Annotated in this window: 22 protein-coding genes; 12 read left to right on the top strand and 10 right to left on the bottom strand. The window is 58.2% G+C overall.

Annotated elements, in window-relative coordinates:
• Positions 1 to 400 precede the first annotated feature (400 nt).
• Positions 401 to 1,459, bottom strand: coding sequence for a flavin monoamine oxidase family protein (locus tag ABYT07_RS02610; protein WP_372989232.1), 1,059 nt, complete (start codon positions 1,457 to 1,459; stop codon positions 401 to 403).
• Positions 1,460 to 2,025: 566 nt separating this feature from the next.
• Here ABYT07_RS02610 and putA point away from each other — a divergent pair.
• The gene (gene putA / locus ABYT07_RS02605) at positions 2,026 to 5,694 is read left to right on the top strand and encodes a bifunctional proline dehydrogenase/L-glutamate gamma-semialdehyde dehydrogenase PutA (protein WP_372989231.1); all 3,669 of its coding nucleotides are present in this window, start codon (positions 2,026 to 2,028) and stop codon (positions 5,692 to 5,694) included.
• Between the two features lie 110 nt (positions 5,695 to 5,804).
• Here putA and ABYT07_RS02600 read toward each other — a convergent pair whose 3' ends face one another.
• From ABYT07_RS02600 to ABYT07_RS02585, 4 genes are all read right to left on the bottom strand, one after another.
• Positions 5,805 to 6,572 (bottom strand): response regulator transcription factor, encoded by a 768-nt coding sequence (locus ABYT07_RS02600; RefSeq protein WP_372989229.1) that lies wholly within the window; start codon positions 6,570 to 6,572, stop codon positions 5,805 to 5,807.
• 192 nt (positions 6,573 to 6,764) lie between these two features.
• Positions 6,765 to 7,094 (bottom strand): arsenate reductase family protein, encoded by a 330-nt coding sequence (locus ABYT07_RS02595; protein WP_372989227.1) that lies wholly within the window; start codon positions 7,092 to 7,094, stop codon positions 6,765 to 6,767.
• A gap of 37 nt (positions 7,095 to 7,131) precedes the next feature.
• A complete protein-coding gene (gene metG, locus ABYT07_RS02590) occupies positions 7,132 to 8,844 on the bottom strand; it encodes a methionine--tRNA ligase (protein ID WP_372989225.1) in 1,713 nt (570 codons plus the stop codon).
• Positions 8,845 to 8,900: 56 nt separating this feature from the next.
• On the bottom strand, positions 8,901 to 10,136 hold the full coding sequence (locus tag ABYT07_RS02585; RefSeq protein WP_372989223.1) for an MFS transporter: 1,236 nt from the start codon (positions 10,134 to 10,136) through the stop codon (positions 8,901 to 8,903).
• A gap of 161 nt (positions 10,137 to 10,297) precedes the next feature.
• Here ABYT07_RS02585 and ABYT07_RS02580 point away from each other — a divergent pair, with 161 nt between their 5' ends.
• Genes ABYT07_RS02580 through ABYT07_RS02555 form a run of 6 tightly spaced genes read left to right on the top strand, consistent with a single transcriptional unit; the run spans position 10,298 to position 15,936 of the window.
• Entirely contained in the window at positions 10,298 to 11,338 is a 1,041-nt protein-coding gene (locus ABYT07_RS02580) for an aldo/keto reductase (RefSeq protein ID WP_372989221.1), read from the top strand.
• Positions 11,339 to 11,360: 22 nt separating this feature from the next.
• On the top strand, positions 11,361 to 12,269 hold the full coding sequence (locus ABYT07_RS02575) for a 3-keto-5-aminohexanoate cleavage protein (RefSeq protein ID WP_372989219.1): 909 nt from the start codon (positions 11,361 to 11,363) through the stop codon (positions 12,267 to 12,269).
• 5 nt (positions 12,270 to 12,274) lie between these two features.
• Entirely contained in the window at positions 12,275 to 12,760 is a 486-nt protein-coding gene (locus ABYT07_RS02570) for a lipocalin family protein (protein ID WP_372989234.1), read from the top strand.
• A complete protein-coding gene (locus tag ABYT07_RS02565; RefSeq protein ID WP_372989217.1) occupies positions 12,757 to 14,232 on the top strand; it encodes a carnitine 3-dehydrogenase in 1,476 nt (491 codons plus the stop codon). Before ABYT07_RS02570 ends, ABYT07_RS02565 begins: the two co-directional genes overlap by 4 nt.
• Complete coding sequence (locus ABYT07_RS02560) at positions 14,229 to 14,975, top strand: SDR family oxidoreductase (RefSeq protein WP_372989215.1); 747 nt, start codon at positions 14,229 to 14,231, stop codon at positions 14,973 to 14,975. The genes ABYT07_RS02565 and ABYT07_RS02560 overlap by 4 nt, the downstream gene beginning before the upstream one ends.
• 43 nt (positions 14,976 to 15,018) lie before the next feature.
• Complete coding sequence (locus tag ABYT07_RS02555; RefSeq protein WP_372989213.1) at positions 15,019 to 15,936, top strand: DMT family transporter; 918 nt, start codon at positions 15,019 to 15,021, stop codon at positions 15,934 to 15,936.
• Between the two features lie 66 nt (positions 15,937 to 16,002).
• Here ABYT07_RS02555 and ABYT07_RS02550 read toward each other — a convergent pair whose 3' ends face one another.
• Positions 16,003 to 16,698 (bottom strand): DNA mismatch repair protein MutT, encoded by a 696-nt coding sequence (locus ABYT07_RS02550; protein ID WP_372989212.1) that lies wholly within the window; start codon positions 16,696 to 16,698, stop codon positions 16,003 to 16,005.
• Positions 16,699 to 16,748: 50 nt separating this feature from the next.
• A complete protein-coding gene (locus ABYT07_RS02545; RefSeq protein ID WP_372989210.1) occupies positions 16,749 to 17,150 on the bottom strand; it encodes a DUF983 domain-containing protein in 402 nt (133 codons plus the stop codon).
• A gap of 201 nt (positions 17,151 to 17,351) precedes the next feature.
• Here ABYT07_RS02545 and ABYT07_RS02540 point away from each other — a divergent pair, with 201 nt between their 5' ends.
• From ABYT07_RS02540 to ABYT07_RS02525, 4 genes are read left to right on the top strand one after another with little or no spacing between them, the layout of a single operon-like run.
• A complete protein-coding gene (locus ABYT07_RS02540) occupies positions 17,352 to 17,969 on the top strand; it encodes an EF-hand domain-containing protein (RefSeq protein ID WP_372989208.1) in 618 nt (205 codons plus the stop codon).
• Between the two features lie 55 nt (positions 17,970 to 18,024).
• A complete protein-coding gene (locus ABYT07_RS02535; protein ID WP_372989206.1) occupies positions 18,025 to 18,624 on the top strand; it encodes an RNA polymerase sigma factor in 600 nt (199 codons plus the stop codon).
• On the top strand, positions 18,611 to 18,958 hold the full coding sequence (locus ABYT07_RS02530; protein ID WP_372989204.1) for a hypothetical protein: 348 nt from the start codon (positions 18,611 to 18,613) through the stop codon (positions 18,956 to 18,958). Before ABYT07_RS02535 ends, ABYT07_RS02530 begins: the two co-directional genes overlap by 14 nt.
• Positions 18,959 to 18,961: 3 nt before the next feature.
• The gene (locus ABYT07_RS02525) at positions 18,962 to 19,480 is read left to right on the top strand and encodes a periplasmic heavy metal sensor (RefSeq protein ID WP_372989202.1); all 519 of its coding nucleotides are present in this window, start codon (positions 18,962 to 18,964) and stop codon (positions 19,478 to 19,480) included.
• 107 nt (positions 19,481 to 19,587) lie between these two features.
• Here the strand turns inward: ABYT07_RS02525 and ABYT07_RS02520 are convergent, their stop codons facing one another.
• On the bottom strand, positions 19,588 to 21,804 hold the full coding sequence (locus ABYT07_RS02520) for a response regulator (RefSeq protein ID WP_372989200.1): 2,217 nt from the start codon (positions 21,802 to 21,804) through the stop codon (positions 19,588 to 19,590).
• 419 nt (positions 21,805 to 22,223) lie between these two features.
• On the opposite strand from ABYT07_RS02520, the gene ABYT07_RS02515 reads away from it, so the two are divergent.
• Entirely contained in the window at positions 22,224 to 22,736 is a 513-nt protein-coding gene (locus ABYT07_RS02515; RefSeq protein ID WP_372989198.1) for a hypothetical protein, read from the top strand.
• 74 nt (positions 22,737 to 22,810) lie between these two features.
• Here ABYT07_RS02515 and ABYT07_RS02510 read toward each other — a convergent pair whose 3' ends face one another.
• Together ABYT07_RS02510 and ABYT07_RS02505 are read right to left on the bottom strand one after the other, a co-directional pair.
• Positions 22,811 to 23,371 carry a TadE/TadG family type IV pilus assembly protein gene (locus tag ABYT07_RS02510; protein WP_372989196.1) on the bottom strand — a complete coding sequence of 187 codons (561 nt, stop codon included), beginning with the start codon at positions 23,369 to 23,371 and terminating at the stop codon, positions 22,811 to 22,813.
• Positions 23,371 to 23,847: a TadE/TadG family type IV pilus assembly protein gene (locus ABYT07_RS02505; protein WP_372989194.1), complete on the bottom strand. Its 477-nt coding sequence runs from the start codon at positions 23,845 to 23,847 to the stop codon at positions 23,371 to 23,373. Before ABYT07_RS02505 ends, ABYT07_RS02510 begins: the two co-directional genes overlap by 1 nt.
• Positions 23,848 to 23,875 lie beyond the last annotated feature (28 nt).

Genomic DNA, 23,875 nt, shown 5'->3' with positions numbered 1-23,875 from the left:
GATTAGGACCGCCATTGTACACATAATCGCTCGGCGTATTCTCAAGACTATAAATCGATCGGCAAGTCGCCGTTGCTTGGTACTTTTTAGATCCATTTCTGGCCCGGAGTTTTGATACTTCATCCAGGGTGCATATACCGCTCTCAAGGCCGCTGTACCTAAGGAAATTTGAACGGTCCGCAACTAAAGAATTTTGCTAACAAAAGATGAGCTTACAGATATATTACGAACTTCCATAATAATGCTATTAAGATCAATGATTTTTACGTCCCCCCGCCCGCACCATCCAAAACTGTTGAACGGTCGTAAATCCTTGGCTATCAAAAGTTTGCGCTTTTGTTCAGAGCGCTGGACCGCCGCGGATGAAGCGGGGCTTTCGGGGTCCAACTGCTTTGATGGCTTACCTATGCCTCTCGCTGCGCAAGATCGCCATGGTATTTTCGGCAGCCTCCAAGGCTCCCTCAAGGTAACCTCCAAAGCGCGCGGCGACTTCTGTTCCGGCAAAGATCACTGTGTTGTCCCACAGGTTGCCCAAGGCCGGCGGCATTCCATAATCGGGATGTGCAAAAAGGGGGTCGAGGTCGGCTTGCGTGGAAGTGTGCGGATCGAAAGCCCAATCTTTGAGGTAAAGCGCCACAGGATCGGCGGCCTTTGGGCCGAACAGTCGCACAAGTTGCGCCGAGATATGGTTGCGCAGGGTTTCGGCATCTTTCCGTGCCGTCGGGGGAACGGCAATAAAACCGAACAAACCGTATGGCCCCCCAGTGGCGGGGGATGCGTCGTGGATTTCGACCATGGGTCCAAAGCGGCTTGTCGCATCGCCCGATAACCCTGCCTCGCGCCAGAATGGGGCGTTATAGACCGCGATTGCCTTTGCCTGTCCGGCCATCCACGTGGGAATGCCTTGTATTGATTTCATCGCCTCTGGGGACAACGCTGGCGAAAACTCAATCTGTGCCGCGATGCGGGGCGGCAGGGCCAAAACGATACGGTCAGCCTGCAAGGTGGTACCGTCGCTTAGGGTCGCAGTGATGGCCGCGTCGGTTTTTGCCAAGGCAATGACCCCGGCGTTCAGGCGCAGCCGTGTGTCAGGCAGCAGTCCCGCCAAAGACTGCGCAAGCAGACCCAAGCCGCCCTTCAACCGCCAAGACCCCTCCATCGACGCGAAACCGCGCCCGCGCTGCACCTTTCCATGCGTATCTTCAAAGACCTGATCCCCCGCAGAATACTGGGTGAATTTTTCCAGCCCCAGCCGATCGACCAAACCCGCAATGCGCGGTTGCCCGGGCCAGAACCACGCAGGCCCAAGGTCGAAATAGCCGTCATCAAAGCGTTCAGTTTTGATCCGTCCACCGACGCGGTCGCGTGCTTCGACAAGCAGATAATCATGGCCCGCAGCCTCAAGCGACGCAGCGAGGGCAAGACCGGACAGCCCGCCACCAACGATTAGCGTTTTCATTTCGGCCCCACCAAACCAATGTCGGACTGCCGCAACGCTGCAATTTTCACACGGGCCCTGACGGGATCATCGGTTCGGATCATCTTGCCTAGCCTTTTACTGCATTGTGGCGTGCCGTTGCCAACAGAACGGAGGTGGGCGTTAAGGTCCATTGCTTGCGTCCTTTTTAAACGGTGTCACTGGCGGCACGAGCGCCGGATAAGAACGATATGGTCTTTTCTCGCTGACTATCCACTGCATTCTCTAAAGTGGCGAACAAGGCAAACCCATGCAGGTGTTCTGATTGAGCGGGACAGCTGATCACCCTTGCGCGTTTGCCCCCGGCGGGGCGGCTGAGATGAATGCAATGACGGCGCGAGACTGTTCGAAATCGGGTTTTTTCAAGAACAACTACTATGGCTGTCAACGCAGGTTCGCTGGTAACTGCAAAAAGGGGAAATCGCGCGACATTGTTCTGTAAAAAGCTGCGAATTCAGGCAAAAAATGCCCATTTGGAAGTCTGCTTGACCAAGTGTCGGGTGCCTTATACCGTCCTTGATCAAACGTAATGGATCGGGACTGGTAATATGAACAAACAAGCGATCGCCGATACAAAAACCGATAATAAATTCCGGATCAACGTGCGCGACAGATACACAGCCGACGAGGCTGATGTGATCGAAGCGCTGCAAGAACATATCAAGCTGGACGAGGCGGACCGCCAAAAGGTTGCCGCTGCCGGTGCGCTGTATGTCGACCGTGTGCGCAAGGAAACATCGCCTTCCATGATGGAGGCCTTTTTGGCCGAATACGGCCTGTCGACCGAAGAAGGTGTGGGCCTGATGTGCCTAGCCGAGGCGCTGCTGCGTGTGCCGGACGCCGAGACGATCGACGACCTGATCGAAGACAAGATCGCGCCCTCGAACTGGGGTGCGCATCTCGGGCATTCCTCATCATCGCTGGTCAACGCGTCCACTTGGGCGTTGATGCTGACGGGACGGGTTCTGGATGATGACCCCAAAGGCCCTGCGCGCATCCTGCGCAGTGTCGTGAAACGGCTTGGCGAACCCGTTGTGCGCACAGCCGTCGCGCAATCCATGAAGATTTTGGGCCGCCAGTTTGTGCTGGGGCAAACCATCCAAGAGGGGCTGAAGAACGCCCGCGACGAAGAATCCGAAGGCTATACCTTTTCCTATGACATGCTGGGCGAAGCGGCACGTACCGATGCCGACGCGCAGCGCTATCAAAAGGCCTATGCCGACGCGATCACGGCGATTGCCAAGGCGGCAAAGGGTGACGTGCGGTCTAGCCCCGGCATTTCGGTCAAGCTGTCTGCGCTGCATCCGCGCTATGAATACACCCATAAATCCACCGTGATGGCCGAACTGGTGCCCCGTGCGCTGGAACTGGCCAAGCAAGCGGCCAAGGCCAACATTGGCTTTAACATTGATGCCGAAGAACAGGACCGGCTTGACCTGTCGCTTGATGTGATCGAGGCAATGCTGTCTGATCCCGACCTTGCCGGTTGGGACGGTTTCGGCGTCGTGGTTCAGGCATACGGGCGCCGCGCGGCCCCGGTGATCGAAGTACTGTACGATATGGCCGAACGCTATGATCGCAAGATCATGGTACGGCTGGTCAAAGGGGCCTATTGGGATACGGAAATCAAGATCGCGCAGGAATTGGGCGTCGAACGCTTTCCCGTCTTTACCCGCAAGATCAATACCGACCTCAGCTATATGGCCTGTGCGCAGATGCTGATGGACCGGCGGGACCGGATTTATCCGCAATTTGCGACCCATAACGCGCATACCTGTGCGGCGGTCGTGGCGATGGCGGGCAACGACAAGAACAGCTTTGAATTCCAGCGGCTGCACGGCATGGGCGAATCCCTGCATGGCATCGTCAAAGCCTCGGAAGGGACGCGCTGCCGGATTTACGCGCCTGTCGGGGCCCACCGCGATTTGCTGGCCTATCTGGTGCGGCGCTTGCTGGAAAACGGGGCAAATTCGTCCTTTGTGAACCAGATCGTCGATACGTCGATCCCGTCTGCGTCTATTTCAAAGGATCCGGTCGAGGCGGTCAAGGATCTGGGCACCCAAGTTGCGAACCCCACGATTGCCCAGCCGCATGATCTGTTCCGGCCTGCACGGAAAAACTCCAAGGGGTTCCGGGTCAACGAACCTGCGTCGATCCTGCCTTTGCTGGCCGCCCGCGAGGATTTCGCCGATACCAAATGGACCGGCGGACCGATGGTTGTGGGCCGCGAGGATGTGCAACGCGAAGGCCGTGATGCGGTGTCTCCGGCGGATAAGACCCGCGTGGTGGGGACAATCTTTGACGCAACCCCCGAAGACGTCGATGCGGCGATCAAGGTGGCACAGGACACCTTTGATGACTGGTCGACCACGCCCAGCGTCTATCGGGCCAACATCCTGCGCAAGATCGCTGATATCTACGAAGAACACACAGCCGAACTGACCGCCATCACCACACGTGAGGCAGGCAAGACCCTGCTGGATGGCATCGCCGAAGTGCGCGAAGCGGTCGATTTCCTGCGCTATTACGCCAACGAGGCCGAGCGCCTAGAAGAAGAAGAGCCGGGCAAGGCACGCGGTATTTTTGTCTGCATCAGCCCGTGGAACTTTCCGCTGGCAATTTTTTCGGGCCAGGTGGCGGCAGCGTTGGCGGTTGGGAACACGGTTCTGGCCAAGCCTGCCGAACAGACCCCCATTATCGCGGCGCGTGCTGTCGAACTGATGCGCGAGGCGGGGTTGCCCGACGAGGTTCTGCAATTGCTGCCGGGCGATGGCCCGACCGTGGGCGGCCCGCTGACCAGCGATCCGCGCATTGCCGGTGTCTGCTTTACCGGCTCAACCGAAGTGGCCCAGATCATTCACAAGGCGCTGGCCAAGAATGCCGATGCTGATGCGGTGCTGATCGCTGAAACCGGCGGTCTGAACGCGATGATCGTCGATTCAACCGCACTGACGGAACAGGCCGTGCGTGATATTCTGATGTCGTCCTTCCAGTCTGCGGGCCAACGCTGCTCTGCTTTGCGGATGCTGTATGTGCAAGAAGAGGCCAAGGAACGTCTGACCGAAATGCTGTATGGTGCCATGGATGCGCTGGTGATCGGTGATCCGTGGGCCACGGATGTGGATGTGTCGCCGGTGATTGACGCCGAAGCGCAAGCGGGCATCATGGATTACGTCGCCGACCACGAGAAAGCCGGTACCTTGCTCAAGCGGCTGGATGTGCCGACGGAGGGTACTTATGCCACGCCAGCGGTTGTTCAGGTCAACGGCATCGCAGATATGGAGCGCGAGATTTTCGGCCCCGTGCTGCATGTCGCGACCTTTCGGGCGCGCAACATTGACAAGGTCGTGGACGAGATCAACGACCGCGGCTATGGCCTGACCTTTGGCTTGCACACCCGCATTGATGACCGCGTGCAACAGATCGTGGAACGTATTCAGGTCGGCAACGCCTATGTGAACCGCAACCAGATTGGTGCCATCGTGGGCAGCCAGCCCTTTGGCGGCGAAGGGTTGTCAGGGACCGGACCCAAGGCGGGTGGGCCGCACTATCTGGCGCGGTTCCGTAGGGTCGGAAAACCGGATGCTGCGGTCGCGCCAAAGGGCATTGATGTTGACCGCGACGCGGTCGAAGCAGCGCTTGAGTTGATTGATGCACGCAACTGGGCCGCACGGCCTGACCGTGTTTCGGTGTTGCGGGCGGCCTTGACGGGCCGGACCGGCATCGTGCGTAAAGCATTGGCAGAAACGGCCGCTTTCGATACCACGCCCCAAACGCTGCCGGGCCCGACAGGGGAAAGCAACCGCTTGCGGATGTACCCGCGCGGCACGGTTTTGTGCCTTGGGCCATCGCCCGAGGTCGCAGTGGCGCAGGCCATTCAGGCGCTTGGTGCTGGCTGCGGTGCATTGGTTGTCGTCCCGGGGGCCGCGACCTCTATGGCCAGCGCATTGACGGCGGCGGGGGCACCTGTGGTGGCGTTGGACGGCACGCTTGATCCGGCGGCCTTGGCCGATCTTGAAGGGTTTGCCGTGGTTGCCGCTGCTGGCGCATCCGACTGGACCCGCGATCTGCGCATCGCCTTGTCGCAGCGCGACGGCGCGATCCTGCCGCTGGTAACCGAGGCAATCGCCCCCGAGCGGTACATTCTGGAGCGCCATTTGTGTATTGATACGACTGCGGCAGGCGGCAATGCCAGCCTGTTGGCAACGACATCATGATCTAGCAGGCCGCAGGGCCTGTCTGGGGCGGTGGGGCAGCGATGCCTCGCCGCCTGTCTGTGGCAATAAAACAGTGAGTGGTTGTTCGACCTGTCATGTGCAGCAGGGGCCTATGCTCTTTTAGCAATCTGTTCCGCAAACCCGAAATCAGCATCAAGATTTTCAACAAGCATGTCGTTGGGTCTGTGCAGGGGCGCTTGTGACATGACGGATTTAGCCAGCCGGTACCCACGGCCACGCTGGGTTTCAATGATATCCCGCGATGCGCCTGCGTCCTCAAGACGGGACCGGATGTTCGAGAGAAATACATGGATCGCGACGGGTTCACTGCCTTCTTCGACGCCATAAAGTTCGGCCATAATGACATCCTTGCTGACCGCATAGGGCGCGGCAAGGCATATGGTTTCGAATATATTATACTGGGTTGGTGTCATTTCGACCGTTTGGTGACCCCAATATACGCGCCGCTCTTTCACATTCATCTGCATCGGGCCATAGTTGACTCTTACCCCTGCATGTCCGGCACGGCGCAGGGCGATCGCGCGGATACGGGCGGCGATTTCGCGGCCATCCATATCGGGCGCAATGACGTCATCAGCGCCAAGTTCCAATGCTTGGGTCTGGTCCGCCGTCGATTTACGATTGTTCAACACCAGAATGCTCATGTTGCGGTTTTGCTGGCGCAGCTTCACGATGCTGGCGGCCCAGTCGGCGTCTGGCAAATTGGTTTCCAATAGAACGATCGGGCGACACATCAGGCTGAGCGATTCAAAAATGGCTGTGCCATCTTTTACCCCAGTCACCAGAAACCCTTCTTCTTGCAAGAACTTCTCAACCAGGGTTGCGGCCCAGCTTGTTACACTCATTAATACACGCATTGGCTTCACCCTCTGAATGGGGTGCAAATCTGCGCGGGGGCGGCCCGAACAGGTCCACACACATGGCAGTTTTAACTTCCTATATCCGGCGTGGATACAGGACTTTTGTAACATCAGATTTACCTGTTTCAACCAAATCCTAGGATCACGGTTAACAAGGTCCGGCGGAAGAACCGCGTCAAAATCCCCGTATTAGCCCTGCAAAAGTGCCTTTTGAACTGCATCATCCCAGCCCAGATAAAACGCATCTGCGTCACGAATGACGGGGCGGGCCATGACCTTGGGCTTGGCGGAAATCTGCGCCTCGGCCTCCGAGTTTTTCAGCCAGTCGTTCAGCGCACGGTAGTCGTTTGATGTGCGATCCACCAAACGGTCCCCGAATTCTGCAATCAACTCATCCAACTCCGCGTCGCTAAGCGGGTCGGCCCTGACATCGCGGAACTGTACGTCTTTGCCCTCGGCCTCCAACGCTTTGACGGCTTTTTGGCATATCGAACAGGTGCTTAATCCGTAGATGATCATGGTGCAGTCTCCTTGGGGCTTTGGTGGCACGCGTTCGTTAGGTCCGCACGCCAGCGAATTTTTCTGCCCACTCTTCACGTTGCTCGTCTGTGATCTTGGCGAATAACACCTCGGGCACGTCAAAGACATGACCGGGGGCCAGTTGCGCCAGTGCGGCAGGTACATCGTCGGGCCAGACGGCGTTTTCCACATGCATGCTTTCCAACATGCTGGCGGCTGCCGCGGGGATAAACGGCGCAGACAAAACAGCGTAAACCGGGATCAGGTTCAACGCCAGCCGCACTTGGGCAGCGGCCTTGTCGGGATCTGTCTTGAAGGTGGTCCAAGGTGCTTCGGCTTGAAGGTATTCGTTGCCCGCAGCCCAGATCGCGCGCAGTTCGGCGGCGGATTTGCGGACCTCCATCGCCTCCATCGCGGTTTGATAGCGCGCCACACGTTCGGTCAGATCCGCGATCAACGCGTGTTCAGCAGGGCCGTATTCGCCCGCCTCTGGTACCGCCTCGCTGAATTTCGAACGGCAGAATTTTGTGATCCGGCTGATGAAGTTGCCCAGCACATCGGCCAAGTCCTTGTTCACCGAGCCTTGGAAATTCTCCCACGTAAACTCAGCGTCCGAGGTTTCCGGCGCATGGCTTAGCAACCACCAGCGCCATGTGTCAGCAGGCAGGATTTCCAACGCCTGATCCATGAACACACCGCGCCCGCGCGAGGTCGAAAACTGCCCACCATCATAGGTCAGGTAGTTGAATGATTTGATGTAATCGACCAGCTTCCACGGCTCGTTAGATCCCATGATCGTCGCCGGAAAGCTAAGCGTGTGGAACGGCACGTTATCCTTGCCCATGAACTGGGTATAGCGCACGTCGTCGGCACCTTTGTCGGTGCGCCACCAGCTTTCCCAATCGGTTCCCTTACCCGCATCGACCCATTCCTGCGCGCAGGCGATGTATTCGATGGGGGCGTCGAACCAGACATAGAACACCTTGCCTTCCATCCCCGGCCAGTCCTCGTCACCGCGTTTGACGGGGACACCCCATTTCAGGTCGCGGGTGATGCCACGATCCTGAAGGCCGTCACCATCATGCAGCCACTTTTTGGCAATGGATGTGGTCAGCACGGGCCAGTCGGTCTTTGAATTGATCCACTCGTCCAGACGGTCTTTCATCTTGGACTGCTTGAGGAACAGGTGTTTGGTCGCGCGCATTTCCAGATCGGTGGCCCCCGACACGGTGGAGCGCGGGTTGATCAGGTCTTCGGGATCCAACTGCTTGGTGCAGTTATCGCATTGGTCGCCGCGTGCGTCCTCGAACCCGCAATTGGGGCAGGTGCCTTCGACATAACGGTCGGGCAGGAAGCGGCCATCGGTTGGCGAATAAATCTGGCGCTGTTCGACCTCTTCGATCAGACCCTCGTTGTACAACGCGCCTGCGAAATGCTGGGTCAGCTTTTGGTTCTGGATGCTGGAGGACCGCCCGAAATGGTCAAAGGACAGGCCGAACCCTTCGGCAATACGCGCCTGAACTTCGTGCATCTCGGCGCAATATTCCTCGACTGGTTTGCCGGCCTTGGCAGCGGCCAGTTCGGCGGGGGTACCGTGTTCATCTGTGGCACATAAAAACAGTACCTCGTGACCGCGCGCGCGCAAATAACGGGCGTACAGATCGGCGGGCAATTGGCTGCCCACAAGATTGCCAAGGTGTTTGATCCCGTTGATATACGGAATGGCGGAGGTGATAAGGTGGCGTGTCATGGTAAATGGCCCCGAAAATGCTTTGGCATGTCTCTAGCGCAGGGACGGGCCAAGGGCTAGGGGGCGTTGTTGGTCTCGTCACGTTGACGGCGCATCAGGCGGCCAATGGTAAAGGATGTGCGGGGCGCATAGACATAGGGCGTGCGCTTTTGCTTGGTGGGGCGTGCGCGCAGGCGGGTCAGGCCAAAGATCACCAACACCCCATGCCCGACAGATATCATGGTAAACAACGCCGCCGGGCCATAGCTATCGATCAACACCGACGCCAGATAGGGCGCAAAGATCGCGCCGACGGCGAACCAGAACATCAGCGCGGCCGACAGTTCAACACGTTCTTCGCTGGTGGCGAAATCATGGGCGTGCGCGGCGGCGACGGAATAGATCGGGAATGTGGTCAGGCCAAACAGGGTCGCCGTCAGAAAGATCGCTTGGGTGCCAAGGCCGGCTGACATGACGGTGATCGCGCAGCTGACAATTGATGCGCCCGACAACCAGATCAACACCCAGCGGCGGTCGAATTTATCGGCCAGCCAGCCAATCGGGAATTGTGCCAGCGCGCCGCCCAAGACGAAGGCCGACAAGAACCACGCGATTTGACCTGCGGTCAGGCCGACCTCTTCGCCATAGATCGGGCCGACCATGCGAAACGATGCGCTGGACAGGGCCGCAACCACCACGGCGGCGGCGGCCAGGGGCGACCGGTCAACCGCCAGCCGGGGCCGCAGACGCGGTTGCGCTGGGGTTTCGGGTTGCGGCAGGCGCGTCAACGTCAGCGGGATCAGGGCGGCACAGCACAAGATCGCCAGCAGATTATAGGAGACATAAGATGCCGGGCTAAGCACGCCGATGATCATCTGTGCCGCCAGTGACCCGCTCATGTCGACCACGCGGTAGGCCCCCATGGTGCGGCCGCGTGTTTCGTTTGTGACTTTTGCGTTCAGCCATGCCTCGACCACGGTATAGCAGCCCGCGACGCATAGGCCCGATGCCACGCGCATCAGCGCCCAGGCGTAAGGATCCAGCACAAGCATATGGGACATCAACCCGATGGATCCGGCGGCAGTAAAGGCGGCAAAGGCACGGCTGTGACCGACGCTGCCCATCAGGCGCGGTGCCCACCAGCAGCCGATGAAAAAGCCCACGAAATGCGCCGACCCCAGCAAGCCGATTTCCTGATTGGAAAAACCCAGCTGGATGCCCGACAGCACGTCCAACGGTCCCACACCGCCCGATGACAGTTGCAGCAAGATGACGGATAAAAACAGGGCGGCAAACGAGATGAGCAAACGCATGGTTTTACCTTGTCGGCAATCAGCAGGGAAACCAACGGTCAAAACGACATCGTTCCGGAAAAAGCGCCGCAAACGGTGTTTTGTTGTGCAGGGCGGAAAACCCTCTTGCGATGGGGCAGCCGAAACGAGAGGGTGGCGCAAACGCAGACAAGGATAACACGATGAAGATGAACAAACTGGGCCGCACCGATATCGAAGTAACGGATTTTTGCCTTGGCTCCATGACGTGGGGCACACAGAACACCCCCGAGGAAGGCCACGCACAAATCGAGCGTGCATTGGCTGCGGGCATCAACTTTATCGACACAGCCGAGATGTATCCGGTGAACCCGATCAAGGCTGAAACTGTTGGTTTGACTGAAGAAATCATTGGTCAGTGGATCGCGAAATCAGGCAGGCGCAAGGATTTCGTGCTGGCCTCCAAGCACTCTGGCGCGGGTGCTGCGCCGCGGGATGGGGCGGGTATTTCGTCCAAGTCGATCCGCGAAACGCTTGAGGGATCGCTGAAGCGGTTGCAGACGGATTACATCGATTTGTACCAATTCCATTGGCCCAACCGCGGCAGTTATATGTTCCGCAAAAATTGGGACTATGACCCGTCGTCGCAAAACCGTGCCGATGTGATCGCCCACATGGAAGACTGCATGGGCGCGCTGCAAGACGAGGTCGCGCGCGGCACAATCCGCAGCTTTGGCCTGAGCAACGAGAGCGCCTGGGGGCTGACCCAATGGGCCAATGCGGCGACGCGCACGGGCGGACCGCGCCCCGTGTCGGTGCAGAACGAATATTCGCTGCTGTGCCGTCTGGCCGATACCGATCTGGCTGAAACCTGCCACAACGAAGACATCGGGTTGTTGTCGTTTTCCCCCCTTGCGGCGGGCCTGTTGACGGGTAAATACCAAAACGGCGCGTTGCCCGAAGGGTCGCGCATGGCAATCAACGGCGACTTGGGCGGGCGCAAGACCGACCGCGTGTTTGACGCGACAGCCGCCTATCTGGACATCGCACAAAAGCACGGGCTGGACCCGACACATATGGCGCTGGCATGGGCACGGCAGCGGCCCTTTATGACGTCAATCATCTTTGGCGCGACGTCGTTGGACCAGCTTGAGGTCGCATTGGGTGCCATTGATTTGGAGCTGAACGACGAGGTCATGGCCGACATCGCCACCGCGCATAAAGCGCATCCAATGCCATATTAACCCGGTCCAAAGGAGCAACCGAATGCCACTTACAATGAGCAAAGACGTGTTTATCACCTGCGCCGTCACAGGATCGGGCAGCAGTCAAGACCGCAGCCACCATGTGCCGCGCAGCCCTGAGCAGATCGCCAACAGCGCGATTGCAGCGGCCAAGGCGGGCGCGGCGGTGGTGCATTGCCACGTCCGCGATCCTGAAACCGGCGCACCCAGCCGTCGCTTGGATCTGTACCGCGAGGTCACGGAACGCATCCGCGAATCCGAAACCGATGTGATCTTGAACCTGACGGCGGGCATGGGCGGCGACATCATCTTTGGCCCGACCGAACGCCCGATGCCGCCGATTGCGGGCACGGACATGATCGGCGCATCCGAGCGTGTTCAGCACATCGCCGAATGCCTGCCCGAGATCTGCACACTGGATTGTGGCACCATGAACTTTGCCGAAGCTGATTACGTGATGACCAACACGCCGGGCATGCTGACGGCGATGGGCCAGATGATGACGCATCTTGGCGTAAAGCCCGAGATCGAGGCGTTTGACACAGGCCATCTTTGGTATGCCAAGCAGTTGGTCAAAGACGGCGTGCTGGACAGCCCCGCCTTGGTGCAGCTGTGCATGGGGGTGCCGTGGGGCGCACCGGATGATTTGAACACGTTTATGGCGATGGTGAACAACGTGCCGGATGACTGGACCTTCAGCGCATTCGGCTTGGGCCGCAACCAGATGGCCTATGTCGCTGCATCCGTGCTGGCGGGCGGCCATGTGCGTGTGGGCCTCGAGGATAACCTGTGGCTCGACAAGGGCGTCTTGGCCGAAAACTGGCAGCTGGTCGAACGCGCGGGCAGCATCATTGAGAACATGGGCGCGCGGCTGATGACCCCGGCGCAGGTGCGCGAAAAGCTGGGTCTGACCAAGCGGGCACCGAAGTGAAGAAAATGCTTCTGGCCCTGATCTTGCTGGCGGGGTGCGCTGCGCCTGTCGTCCAGCAGGGGCAGGGCTATCGCGATACCAACGCACTGATCGGGGCCACCAGCCGCTATGATGCGGGCCGTTTCGCGGGGCCTTGGGTCGTGCGCGGCAGCTTTGATCTGGATGCGCCGGACCGTGTGGCGCTGGTACAAAGCACGGGCGGCCCGGCGTTTCAACTGTGCGACGACGCTGGCGATTGCGAGGTTCTGTGGCAAGCGCGCGCCACAGGGCAGGGGCGCTATGCTTTGACCCGCCCCAATGGGACCACGCGCGATTTGTGGATTCTATGGGTCGATGAAGGGTTTCGCACAGCCGTTGTCGGCAATCCCGCCGGGGATTTCGGTTGGATACTGGACCGCAACCCCACGCGCGGTGCGGACCGGATCACGGCGGCACAAGAGATATTGGATTTCACCGGCTATGACATCAGCCAGTTAAGGATGCGAAAATGACAAAGATTGCAGCAGTTATCGGCGGTGGCGTGATCGGGGGCGGCTGGGCCGCACGGTTTGCGCTGAACGGGTGGAACGTGCAGGTCTTTGACCCCGATCCGCAGGCCGAACGCAAGATCGGCGAAGTCATGGCAAACGCCCGCCGCTCCATGCCCGGCCTGACCGACGTGGCCCTGCCGGATGAAGGCGTGATCAGTTTTCACGACAGTATTTCGGACGCGGTGCAGGGTGCGTCATGGATTCAGGAAAGCGTACCAGAACGGCTTGAGATCAAGCACACCACCTTTGGCGCGATCCAGCAGGCCTGTGATCCGGATGCGGTGATCGGGTCGTCCACGTCGGGCTTCAAGCCGTCCGAGCTGCAAGAAGGCATGGCGCGCCCGGCGCAGATCATGGTCGCCCATCCGTTCAACCCTGTCTATCTGCTGCCGCTGGTCGAACTGGTGCCGGGCAACGGTATTGATGGGCCGACGGTGGAAAAGGCCAAGGAAACCCTGACCTCTATCGGGATGTACCCGCTGCATTTGAAGAAAGAAATCGACGCCCACGTCGCCGACCGTTTCCTTGAGGCCGTCTGGCGCGAGGCGCTTTGGCTGGTCAAAGATGGCATCGCCACCACCGAGGAAATCGACAACGCCATCCGCTATGGCTTTGGCATCCGTTGGGCGCAGATGGGTCTGTTTGAAACCTACCGCGTGGCGGGCGGTGAGGCCGGGATGAAGCATTTCATGGCGCAGTTCGGTCCTGCTTTGAAATGGCCGTGGACCAAGCTGATGGATGTGCCGGAATTCAACGACGAATTGGTCGATCTGATTGCAGGTCAGTCCGATGAACAGTCCGGTGCCTATGGCATTCGCGATCTGGAACGCATTCGCGACAACAATCTGGTGTCGATGATGCGTGCGCTGAAACAGCAGGACTGGGGTGCCGGGCGATTGATGAAAGCACACGAGGCGACATTGCGCGCAGGGACCGTCTTGGCGGCCCGTGCCGATGATATCGAAGATGCCAGCCAGCCTGTACTGACGGTGCGCCGCGCCGTGCCGCTGGATTGGACCGATTACAACGGCCACATGACCGAGGCGAAGTATCTGCAAGCCTTTGCCGATGCGACGGATCGGTTCATGGAACTGATCGGCTGCGATGCCGAATATATCGCCTCGGGCGGCAGCTATTTCACCGCCGAAACCCATATTCGGCACGTGGACGAGGTGCATGCAGGCGCGCTGATCGATATCCAAACCCGCGTGTTGCTGGGCGCTGGCAAGAAAATGCACCTTTGGCACGAGATGTACGAGGGCGATCGTCTGCTGGCCACGGGGGAGCATTTCCTGCTGCATGTCAGCTTGCAAAGCCGCAAACCGTCAGACCCCAGCCCGGAAATCGAAGCCGCATTGGTCCGCTTTGCCCAAGGTCACGCCAGCTTGGCTATGCCTGATGGCGTCGGCCGCTACGTCGGCGCACCACGGTGAAGCGTGTTCTGATCACCGCTGGCGCGTCGGGTATCGGGCGCGCCATGGGTGAGGGGTTCGCCGAGGCGGGGTTCGAAATCTGGGCGACAGATGTGGACGCCGCTGGCTTGGCTGACTTGCCAAAGACGTGGCACGGCCATCAAGCCAGTGCGACGGACGAGGCGGCGATGGCCGATGTTGTCGCGCAAATGGGTAGCATCGACGTGCTCTGCGCCAATGCGGGGATTGCCGGGCCGACAGCACTGATCGAAGACGTTGCACTGGATTATTTTCGCGCCTGCGTCAGCGTCAATCTGGAAGGGGCGTTTATCGCTGCGAAACACGCGGCACCGTTGATGAAGGCGGCAGGCAGCGGGTCGATCATCATCACCTCGTCCACGGCTGGTATCTATGGCTACCCCAATCGCGCGCCCTATGCGGCAGCGAAATGGGCGATGATCGGGCTGATGAAAACCCTCGCGATGGAACTGGGCCCTTTTGGCATCCGCGCTAACGCGATCTGCCCCGGTTCGGTCGAAGGCCCGCGGATGGAGGGTGTACTGACGCGCGAGGCCGCAGCCAAAGGCATGACACGCGATCAGGTCTATGACGGCTATGCATCTGGTACCTCGATGCGCAGCTTTGTCGAGGCGCGGGACATTGCCAATATGGCGGTGTTTCTGGGATCAGAGGGCGCGCGGCTGGTGTCGGGGCAGGTGATTGCAGTCGATGGGCACACGGAAAATCCCGACCCCAAGCTGTGATTGAAGGCTGGCAAGAGGCCGGGAAACGCGCATAAGGGGCGGCATGACATATGCATTGCCTGATCTGTGGATCCTCGTCACCCTTGCCGCTGCAATCTTTCAAACCGCCCGGTTTATGCTCCAGAAATATCTGGCAACCGCCACGCTGTCGGCGGCTGGTGCTACGTTTTCGCGGTTTCTATACTCGGCGCCGTTTATCGTCGGTGGGCTTGCAGCGTATCTTTCGGTCAGCGGGACGGCGTTGCCGCAGATTGCCCCCAAATTCTGGGCCTATGGTCTGCTGGGGGGTACGGCGCAAATCCTTGCGACGGTCTGCGTTGTTTTGCTGTTCAAACAACGCAATTTTGCCGTCGGGATCACGTTCAAAAAAACCGAAGTCATTCTGACCGTTCTGGTGGGCTGGGTGATCTTGGGCGAAGGCGTCACCGGGTGGGGGTTTGCCGCCATCGGCTTGGGCGTGGTCGGTCTGTTTTTGCTGTCAGGCAGCAAGGATGCAAAGGGGTTTCACCTGAGCGATCTGCGCAACCGTGCAGCGGGGTTGGGCATTGTGTCTGGCTTTTTATTCGCAATTTCGGCGGTCACCTATCGGGGTGCCACATTGTCGGTGATGTCGGACAGCCCAGTCTTGCGCGCCGGAGTGAGCCTGGCAGCAGTTGTGTGCATGCAGGCGGTGATCATGGCCCTATGGCTGCGGTGGCGCGAGCCGAGCCAGATGACGGCGGTTTGGCAGGCGCGCAAGGTTGCGGTCTGGATCGGGATGATGTCTCTGGGCGGGTCGCTGTGCTGGTTTATTGCCTTCACGCTTGAGAACGCAGCATATGTCAAAGCACTGGGGCAGGTCGAGCTGATCCTTAGCGTCGCGGCCGCCACCCTGTTCTTTCGAGAGAAAATCACAGGCCGAGAGTGGGCGGGCATGGCGGTTCTGGTCAGCTCGATTATGATGCTGGTGCTCGTCACCTGAGGCGCGCACGGAATTTTCGAAAATTCCGTGCCGCCTTTTCGTAAAAAGGCGGCGACCCCGTCAGCGTCAGTCTTGCATCGGCCGGCCGCGCAGGCGCAGGAACAGGCTTTCTTCGTCATTGTTTTTGAAGAACGGCACGGACGCGGGCGGGGCAAGCTCTTTGGCGCGGGCTTCGACTTCGGCCAGAACGACCTCGGTGATAAAGGGCATGTCGAAGGATCGCGCATCCGACAGTGCAACCCATTGCAAATGCGAAAGCTCGTCGCAGGCTGCGTCGAAATCATCCAGATCCGTGGCGATAGCGTCGGCATCAACCAGAAAGAACCGCGCATCGAACCGCCGTGGCCGACCCGGAGGGGTCAAGGCGCGGAACACAAATTGCAGTGCGGACGCATCGGGGACATAGCCGCGATTGGCAAAGCTTGCCCAATCGTCATGCGGTGTGCCTTGCCAATCGCCCTTTTGGCCCAAGATCAGCCCGGTTTCCTCCCAAAGCTCGCGAATCCCTGCCACTGCAATGGCATGGGCCAATGTGGCATCTGCGTCTTCGGCCAAACGGTCGCGACACATGTCGTTCAGCGGGCTGGCCAAGGCGATGCCGGCATCATCCTTGTCCACGGCCCCACCGGGGAACACGAATTTATTCGGCATAAACACAGCCTTTGAGCCGCGCTGCCCCATCAGAATGCGCGGGCTTTCAAAGCGGTCACGAATCACAATGACGGTCGATGCGTTGCGAATTTGGGTCTTGTCGATTGTCATAGGTTAGCCTTTGTCGTTGGAATTAGACGAAAGCCAGAGGGGTGCAGCCGTTAGCCGTCGCCAAATCCACCCATGCCTTTTGCCCACTGGAAGCCGATCAAGGCTCCCTTCAGTCTTGGCAGAAGGTAAAGCGACAATCCAACGCAGCCAACCGCAAAGATGGTGAACAGCGTTAAAGGTTCGGGCCGCCAGTTCACAAAGACAACGTGCAGCATCGGGGCCATCAGGTGACCGACGACCAGAATTGTCATATAGGCGGGACCGTCATCGGCGCGATGGTGGAAAAATTCCTCGCGGCACGAGGTGCAGGTGTCATTTACCTTGAGGTAGCTTTTCAGCAGTGAACCCCCGCCACAATTGGGGCATTTACGACGCCAGCCGCGCAGCAATGCTGTCGATAGCTTGCGTTCATGTGTTTCGGGCTGGTCGATTTCGAAGGTTTGGTCGGTCATGGTCTATCCTCATTCGCCTTCTACATGCGGCCAAACCGCATCAAAAGAAAGGGCACAGTGATGCCTTGCGTCGGGATGTCGCAAAACAGGCCTGAAATCTTTTTGCATATTTTTCCGACGGAAGTTTTAAGACGCGCCGTTTGATCCGGTATAGCCACACAAAAAGATGTGGTTGAAACCAAGATCACCAAAGGAAAACAAATGACATACCGAGCAAATATTCAAATCGCAGTACTCAGTGGCCTGATTGCTTTGGGCGGCAGTGCATTGATCGCACAAGAAGCGACAAAAGGTGCCGGTGCCAAGATGGACCGCTTTGCCCAGATGGATACAGACGGCAACGGTGAACTGACCCGGGACGAGATGCAAGCCCACGCTCAGGCCCGCTTTGCCAAGGCGGATACGGATGGCGACGGTTTCCTGACCGCAGAAGAGATGCAGGTCGCAGCGGCGACCCGCAAGGCTGAAGGTGCCAAGCGTATGATGGAAAAGCTCGACAAGGATGGCAACGGATCGCTGTCGCTTGAGGAACTGCAAGCCATGGGCGACGCCCGGATGGACAAGCGGTCGGCCAAGATGATGGAGCGCATGGATGCCAACGAAGATGGCAAACTGTCGCCCGAGGAAATGGCAGGGCGTCATTCCCCTGAAAAAATGTTTGCCAAGTTGGATGCTGACAAGAACGGCACGCTGAGCGCCGAGGAATTTGCCAAGGCGCGTATGGGCGGCATACATGGTGGGCATGGGAAGCATGACGGGCATAAAATGCACGGCAAAAAGCACGGCATGAACCACGACGACAAGCCCGCGTCGGAATAAGACGATGATGCAGGCGCGCTTGAATGGTGCGCCTGCACATACTAGCCGTGATGGGATGACGATGCCTGCTTCCAATGACGCCGACAGGGCTGATCCCGATGCCGAGTTGCTGTTGCGCTATGCGCAGGGTGATGCAGCGGCGGCGCGGCTTTTGACGGTACAGTTAACGCCGCGCATTTTCGGACATGCCTACAGGGTGTTGGGTGATGGTGCAGAGGCCGAGGATGTGACCCAAGACGCGTTAATGCGCTTGTGGAAAATCGCCCCCGACTGGCGTATCGGCGAGGCGAAAGTATCGACTTGGTTGTACCGTGTTGTGGCAAACCTGTGCACTGACCGTTTGCGTAAACGCGGGCGCGGTGTCGCGTTGGAGGACATCGCGGAACCCGCCGACCCGACCGAGAGTGCGGAAGCCAGACTACAGCGTGGTGCCCGCCAAGAAGCGCTGCAATCCGCGCTTGACGAATTGCCGGATCGCCAAAGACAGGCGGTGGTGTTGCGCCACATTGATGGCTTGGCCAACCCCGAGATCGCTGCCATCCTCGACATCGGTGTCGAGGCGGTGGAAAGCCTGACAGCGCGGGGCAAACGTGCGCTGGCAAAACGACTTGGCGGACAGCGTGACGCCTTAGGATATGATGATGACAAAACCTGACACAGATATGCTTGAGAGCCTGTTCCAAGACGCCCGCGTCGCGCCGCCACCAATGCCCGCCGGGCTGATGGAACGCGTATTGGCCGACGCGTTGGCACAGCAACCCCGCCCTCCGGTTCGACGGTGGCGCGGGATGTGGCAGGCGATTGGCGGCGCACCGGCCTTGGGCGGGCTGATCACGGCCACGGCAGTGGGCTTTTGGATCGGGGTCGCCCCCCCCAGTGGGTTGCCTGAGATCGCAGCGCAGATCATTACCGGGGACACGTTCGCCACCATCGCAGATGAAAGCGTGATCGAGCTGACAGCCTTTGGCTGGGACATTGAGGAAGGATAGGGCATGGTTGACAACGGCACAGAAAGCGGGCCGCACTCGGTGACGCGCAGTCGCACATGGATGAAATGGGCGTTGGGTCTGTCACTGGGATTGAACCTGCTTGTGGTGGGGCTGGTTGCGGGGGCTGCCTATCGCTTTGACGGGCCCCATGGCGGGCCGGGGGCCAATCGGCACGACTTTGGTACCCCCTATGTTATCGCGCTGCCCGAAGACCGCCGCCGTGCAATTTTCAAGGAACTGCGCGCCGGCAGGCAGGATAAATCCACCAGCCGCGCTGCGCGCCGTGCGCTTTATGCCGAGGCGGTCGCCGCGATCCGGGCAGAACCGTTTGATCTGGCACGTGTGACGCGCGTGCTGGACACCCAGCGTGATGCAACCCTTGGCGTGCAGCAAGCGGCCCAATCCGCCTGGCTCGCCGAGATCGCGTCAATGGACGCCCCGGCCCGTGCCGCCTATGCTGATCGGCTGCAAGAGGTGCTGGCCCGTGGACCGAAGCGGGATCGCAAAAAAGAAAAGCAGTAATTCCGCGCGGAGAAGTGCAGGGGGTTCTGTTGGGTGGGCAAAACGGGACGGCCAAAACCGGTCGGTGGGATCCGAGGCAAGATCCGCTGCGTGATGATCGTGCGTTTTTACCCGCCTACCGCCAGAATTGCAGCGGCAAGGTCATTGGCCGTAAAGGGCTTTTGCAAAAGCGTCACTCCTTCATCCAGCCGACCATTGTGGGTGATCGAATTTTCGGTAAAGCCCGACATAAAGATCACAGCTGCTTTGGGGTAAAATTCAGCGAGGCGTCTGGCCACTTGGTTGCCGTCCATACCACCCGGCAGAACAACATCGCTTAGGATCAAGTCGACCTCGGGCAGGTTTTGCGCCAGCGCAATGGCCGACGGGCCGTCAGCGGCACTGTGAACCTGGCATCCCATCCGGTCCAGCATCGCCTCATATGTCTTGCGCAGGTCGGTATTGTCCTCAACGATCAAGACCGTCATGCCCTTGAATTTTGCGCGCAAGGGGGTGGGTCTGTCAGGGCGCTTTGCCTCGCTCTCGGTTCTGGCGCGGGGCAGATATAACTTCACAGAGGTGCCTTTGCCGATCTCTGAGTAGATCTTTAAATGGCCGCCTGATTGCTTGGCAAATCCGAACGCCATGGGCAGGCCAAGGCCGGTTCCTTTGCCAACCCCTTTGGTGGTGAAAAACGGTTCAAGGGCGCGTTGAATGGTGTCGTCAGACATGCCCTGACCGGAATCCGTGACCGTGATGCAGACATATTGGCCTTCGTTGATTTCGATGTTGTGATTGGCATAGTCACGGTCAAGACGGGTGTTTCTGACTTCGATCGTGAGGGCACCGCCATTGGGCATTGCATCCCGCCCGTTCACCACCAGATTGATCAGCGTTGTTTTCAGCTTTTCTGGGTCGGCAAAGGCTTTCCACAAGCCGCCGTCCGCGATGATTTCCAGATCAATGGCATCCCCGACCGAAGTGCGCAGCAGGGCGCTGGATTGTTTGATGGCCTTCGCCGCATCAAAGGCTTCTGGTGACAGGGGCTGCTTGCGCGCAAAGGACAACAGCTGTTGGGTAAGGGTCGCGCCGCTGGTGACGGCAGAAAGCGCGACCTCAAGATAGGACCGTTCGCTGGGGCTTTCTAGGGTCAGTAGCGTAAGTTCGATGTTGCCAGAGATGACGGCCAACAAGTTGTTGAAATCATGGGCAACACCGCCGGTGAGCTTGCCAATCGCATCAAGCTTTTGCGCCTGCAAAAGTTGTTCTTCGGCGATGTGTTGATCGGTCACGTCCAGCGATGCGATTTCGACCACCAGTTCGCCGGTGACAGGATCTGGCACTGGATGCAGAATTTGTCGGACAAAGCGGACTTCGTTGTTGCCCAAATTGTATTTCACAACGGTTTCAACCGTCCTGCCCCCAAGGAATTGCTTTGCGTGGACACGTATCTTTTTCGGGTCCTCATCGCGCAAAATAGTTTCGACAAAGTCACGCCTGACGTCCATTGCAAGGACCTGGTCGATGGTCATGTTACAGCTTTCGGCAAAGAATTCGTCGCATTCCAGAAAACGGTCTTGTTCAAAATTAAAGGACGCATACCCCAGACGTGTAAGTTTTGCAGCGCGGGCCAGTCTTTTTTCCGAGGTTTCACCAGCCAATTGCGCGGCCAAAACCTGATCGCGCATTTCATGGATCGCATCCACGAGCCTGACCAATTCGTCCGGTTGCCGCACCTCTTGTCCATCGCTTAGGTCAATGTTCAGGGTTTCCAAATCCTCCGGCAGGTTTTTGAGGGTGTCAGAAATTTTCAAAATGGGCCGCAAAAGCGCGCGGTTCACAAGGCGCAAAATGACCAAGGCGGTCACGAATACAAAGCCAATGGCGATCAAAACAGTTCTGCTGAGGTTTGATAGTACATTCTGCCAGATTTCCGCGTTCGATGCTTCAAGACGCATTGTGGCAATCTTGCGCCCGCTTGATTGTCCCAGCCCAAAAAGAGGCACCTCAAGGGCGTAAGCGACATCGCTTGGGTCAACAGTGCCAGCCGTCAGATGAATGCGATTGCCATCGGTGATCTGGACTGCGTTGACCAAGCCAGTTTCAACATAATTGTCGATCAATTCCTGAATGGTCCCAAGATCGTATTGCCAGACATGAGCCTGCATATGAACAGTGTTGGCTGCGGCCAAGCCATCCACCCGGTCTTTGATATCGGCATGCGACAGATTATAATAAAAGAAACCTGAGATGACACAGGCTGCCGCAATAAGCCCCGCCATTGGTAACAAGATGGCATGCCAGATTATTGCGCGCATGTCGGTGGGAAAGTCCGATAGCGTCATTGCTTTGGACTCCCAAATTCGCCAGAGAGCGTCCCGTAAAAGCCGCGTGGGGGCGAAGCGGTTTCATAATCGAATGCAAAGCCCGTGCGCGGAAAGAAAGCGAGCACAGAAAAAGCCGCAATAAAAAGAGCGGACAAAAGTATTTCAGCATAGAAGGAGTTCTTTCGCCGCGGGCCGAATGACGAAGTGGAATAGGTGAAATCGTAAGAGATAGAAACGGCCAGAATATTGGCACCTCTTATTTTTGAAAATGAGCCTTCGGAAAGCGACGGCAACAAATGTTATATTGCGAAATAATATCTTTAAGCTCTAAAAAAGCAATGCTCATTCGATTTGGACGCTGGTCTGGCCAGCAGGCACCGCGCGTCTGTATTCCGCTTGCCAAACCGTGACCGGCCGGGCTAGGCAAAGCGACCCTCATGAAAGGCTTTGCGATGACCCTTGAATTCCCTGACAACGACGAAGTTTTGGCCACTGTGCGTGCTGCTGCGGGGCGGCGGTACACCGGGTTGCTATCGCTAGGTTTTCTGGGGCTTTTCCTTGTTTATATGGCCTTCACCAGTGCGCCGGGTTTCGGATGGCAGGTGGTCTTGCTGGTCTTGGGCGCAGGTGCGATATGGATGGCAGACCGGATGCGCCGCGCGACAAGCAATGCGATCGAACTGACTGCCACCATCCTGCGCGACAGTGACGGCACCGTTATTGCCCGTATCGAAGACATTGAGCACATTGATCGCGGGGTTTTCGCCTTTAAACCGTCCAACGGTTTTTTGTTGCGAACTAAGGCAGGCACCGGCGGCACGCGCGAATGGCGACCCGGTCTGTGGTGGCGCATGGGGCGGCGGATCGGCATTGGCGGCATGACGCCGGGGCGGCAGACGAAATACATGGCCGAAGCGATCGCAACGATCATTGCAACACGCGACATTTAATGGCCGGATGAAAAGCCGCCCCCGCAACATGTGCAGGGGCGGCGGTTTTTTTGTAGATCACGCCAAAGGCAGGTTTAAACACTGCCGTCGTAAAGAACACGCGGCGCATAGCGTGGACGGGTGAACACAAAATTATCAATGTCCTGGCGCAGCAACCCGACCTTGAACGGAGGGTCGAACCGCGAAAATGTCTCGGTGATGACGATATATTCCCCATCAGACAATACCGGCACGCGCGACGTCCAATTTACAACGTCTTCATCTAAAACAGGCGACACAAACCCGCGTGCACGGGACCAGTGAACGTAGAACCGCTTTTCTGTTTCGTTGTACTGCAAGGATGTGACGCGAATTGCGGGCTCGTCCGTCGAATGGGTCAAATAGCCCAGAATATCCTGCAAACCGTCCAGATAGTCGCTGTCCAAGGGCAGGGTTTCGCGCGAAATCATATCACTGATCGTATAGGCGGTTTTCTGGTTCACGCTGTATTCTTGATAGGTGTGAAAGAATGAAAACATTGCCATAAAGACCCAGAACATCGCGGGTGCCATGATCAACGCTTCGATTGACGCGCTGCCGTCTTCTTGGCGGCGGAAGTCGCGTATTTTTAAACGCGCTGCAAGTGAGTTCCACATTAGCTTGGCTCCTGTACGAAGGCCGAGATGGCATAGACGCTTGCCTGACCGTTTCCGTCTTTGATAAAGTTAAAACCCAATGGAACGAATGTCGTAAGAGGGTCGAATTTCAGGCAGGCCCGCAGCATCATCAAATCGTGCTGTGCGCCCAAGGTAAATCCACGCTCAGGTTCAATCGGTAGGGATTTGTCCACGCAGTCAATGTTTGGGTTCATCTGCGAAAACGCCCGTGGATTCACCTTGACCATCTCAAGCCGCAGCGTGCCGTCGCAGTCGCCGATATTGCCAATGTTGTCACATACCATGTCTTTGATCGAGTCATGGGTGATCTGTGCGCGGGTGTTCAGCCTGATATAGCGGACGGTCTGTTCAAGCCCGCGGTCAAGGTGCACCTGACGCAAGGACGCCATGCTGATGTCTACCGACATCATGAAGACCGCAAAGATAGCCGGAACGATGATTACGAATTCAATCAAGAAAACTGACCCGTTATCTGCTTGGCGG

It is taken from the genome of Sulfitobacter sp. (assembly GCF_041552635.1).
GTDB lineage: Bacteria > Pseudomonadota > Alphaproteobacteria > Rhodobacterales > Rhodobacteraceae > Sulfitobacter.
Note: the sequence above shows the minus strand (reverse complement) of the source record. Positions and strands in the feature narration are given on the sequence as shown.

What these genes read in the sequence shown, in the direction of transcription:
- ABYT07_RS02610 (WP_372989232.1), bottom strand. Translation starts at nt 1,459, where the DNA reads ATGAAAACGCTAATCGTTGGTGGCGGGCTGTCCGGTCTTGCCCTCGCT.
- putA (WP_372989231.1), top strand. Translation starts at nt 2,026, where the DNA reads ATGAACAAACAAGCGATCGCCGATACAAAAACCGATAATAAATTCCGG.
- ABYT07_RS02600 (WP_372989229.1), bottom strand. Translation starts at nt 6,572, where the DNA reads ATGCGTGTATTAATGAGTGTAACAAGCTGGGCCGCAACCCTGGTTGAG.
- ABYT07_RS02595 (WP_372989227.1), bottom strand. Translation starts at nt 7,094, where the DNA reads ATGATCATCTACGGATTAAGCACCTGTTCGATATGCCAAAAAGCCGTC.
- metG (WP_372989225.1), bottom strand. Translation starts at nt 8,844, where the DNA reads ATGACACGCCACCTTATCACCTCCGCCATTCCGTATATCAACGGGATC.
- ABYT07_RS02585 (WP_372989223.1), bottom strand. Translation starts at nt 10,136, where the DNA reads ATGCGTTTGCTCATCTCGTTTGCCGCCCTGTTTTTATCCGTCATCTTG.
- ABYT07_RS02580 (WP_372989221.1), top strand. Translation starts at nt 10,298, where the DNA reads ATGAAGATGAACAAACTGGGCCGCACCGATATCGAAGTAACGGATTTT.
- ABYT07_RS02575 (WP_372989219.1), top strand. Translation starts at nt 11,361, where the DNA reads ATGCCACTTACAATGAGCAAAGACGTGTTTATCACCTGCGCCGTCACA.
- ABYT07_RS02570 (WP_372989234.1), top strand. Translation starts at nt 12,275, where the DNA reads ATGCTTCTGGCCCTGATCTTGCTGGCGGGGTGCGCTGCGCCTGTCGTC.
- ABYT07_RS02565 (WP_372989217.1), top strand. Translation starts at nt 12,757, where the DNA reads ATGACAAAGATTGCAGCAGTTATCGGCGGTGGCGTGATCGGGGGCGGC.
- ABYT07_RS02555 (WP_372989213.1), top strand. Translation starts at nt 15,019, where the DNA reads ATGACATATGCATTGCCTGATCTGTGGATCCTCGTCACCCTTGCCGCT.
- ABYT07_RS02550 (WP_372989212.1), bottom strand. Translation starts at nt 16,698, where the DNA reads ATGACAATCGACAAGACCCAAATTCGCAACGCATCGACCGTCATTGTG.
- ABYT07_RS02545 (WP_372989210.1), bottom strand. Translation starts at nt 17,150, where the DNA reads ATGACCGACCAAACCTTCGAAATCGACCAGCCCGAAACACATGAACGC.
- ABYT07_RS02540 (WP_372989208.1), top strand. Translation starts at nt 17,352, where the DNA reads ATGACATACCGAGCAAATATTCAAATCGCAGTACTCAGTGGCCTGATT.
- ABYT07_RS02535 (WP_372989206.1), top strand. Translation starts at nt 18,025, where the DNA reads ATGACGATGCCTGCTTCCAATGACGCCGACAGGGCTGATCCCGATGCC.
- ABYT07_RS02530 (WP_372989204.1), top strand. Translation starts at nt 18,611, where the DNA reads ATGACAAAACCTGACACAGATATGCTTGAGAGCCTGTTCCAAGACGCC.
- ABYT07_RS02525 (WP_372989202.1), top strand. Translation starts at nt 18,962, where the DNA reads ATGGTTGACAACGGCACAGAAAGCGGGCCGCACTCGGTGACGCGCAGT.
- ABYT07_RS02520 (WP_372989200.1), bottom strand. Translation starts at nt 21,804, where the DNA reads ATGACGCTATCGGACTTTCCCACCGACATGCGCGCAATAATCTGGCAT.
- ABYT07_RS02515 (WP_372989198.1), top strand. Translation starts at nt 22,224, where the DNA reads ATGAAAGGCTTTGCGATGACCCTTGAATTCCCTGACAACGACGAAGTT.
- ABYT07_RS02510 (WP_372989196.1), bottom strand. Translation starts at nt 23,371, where the DNA reads ATGTGGAACTCACTTGCAGCGCGTTTAAAAATACGCGACTTCCGCCGC.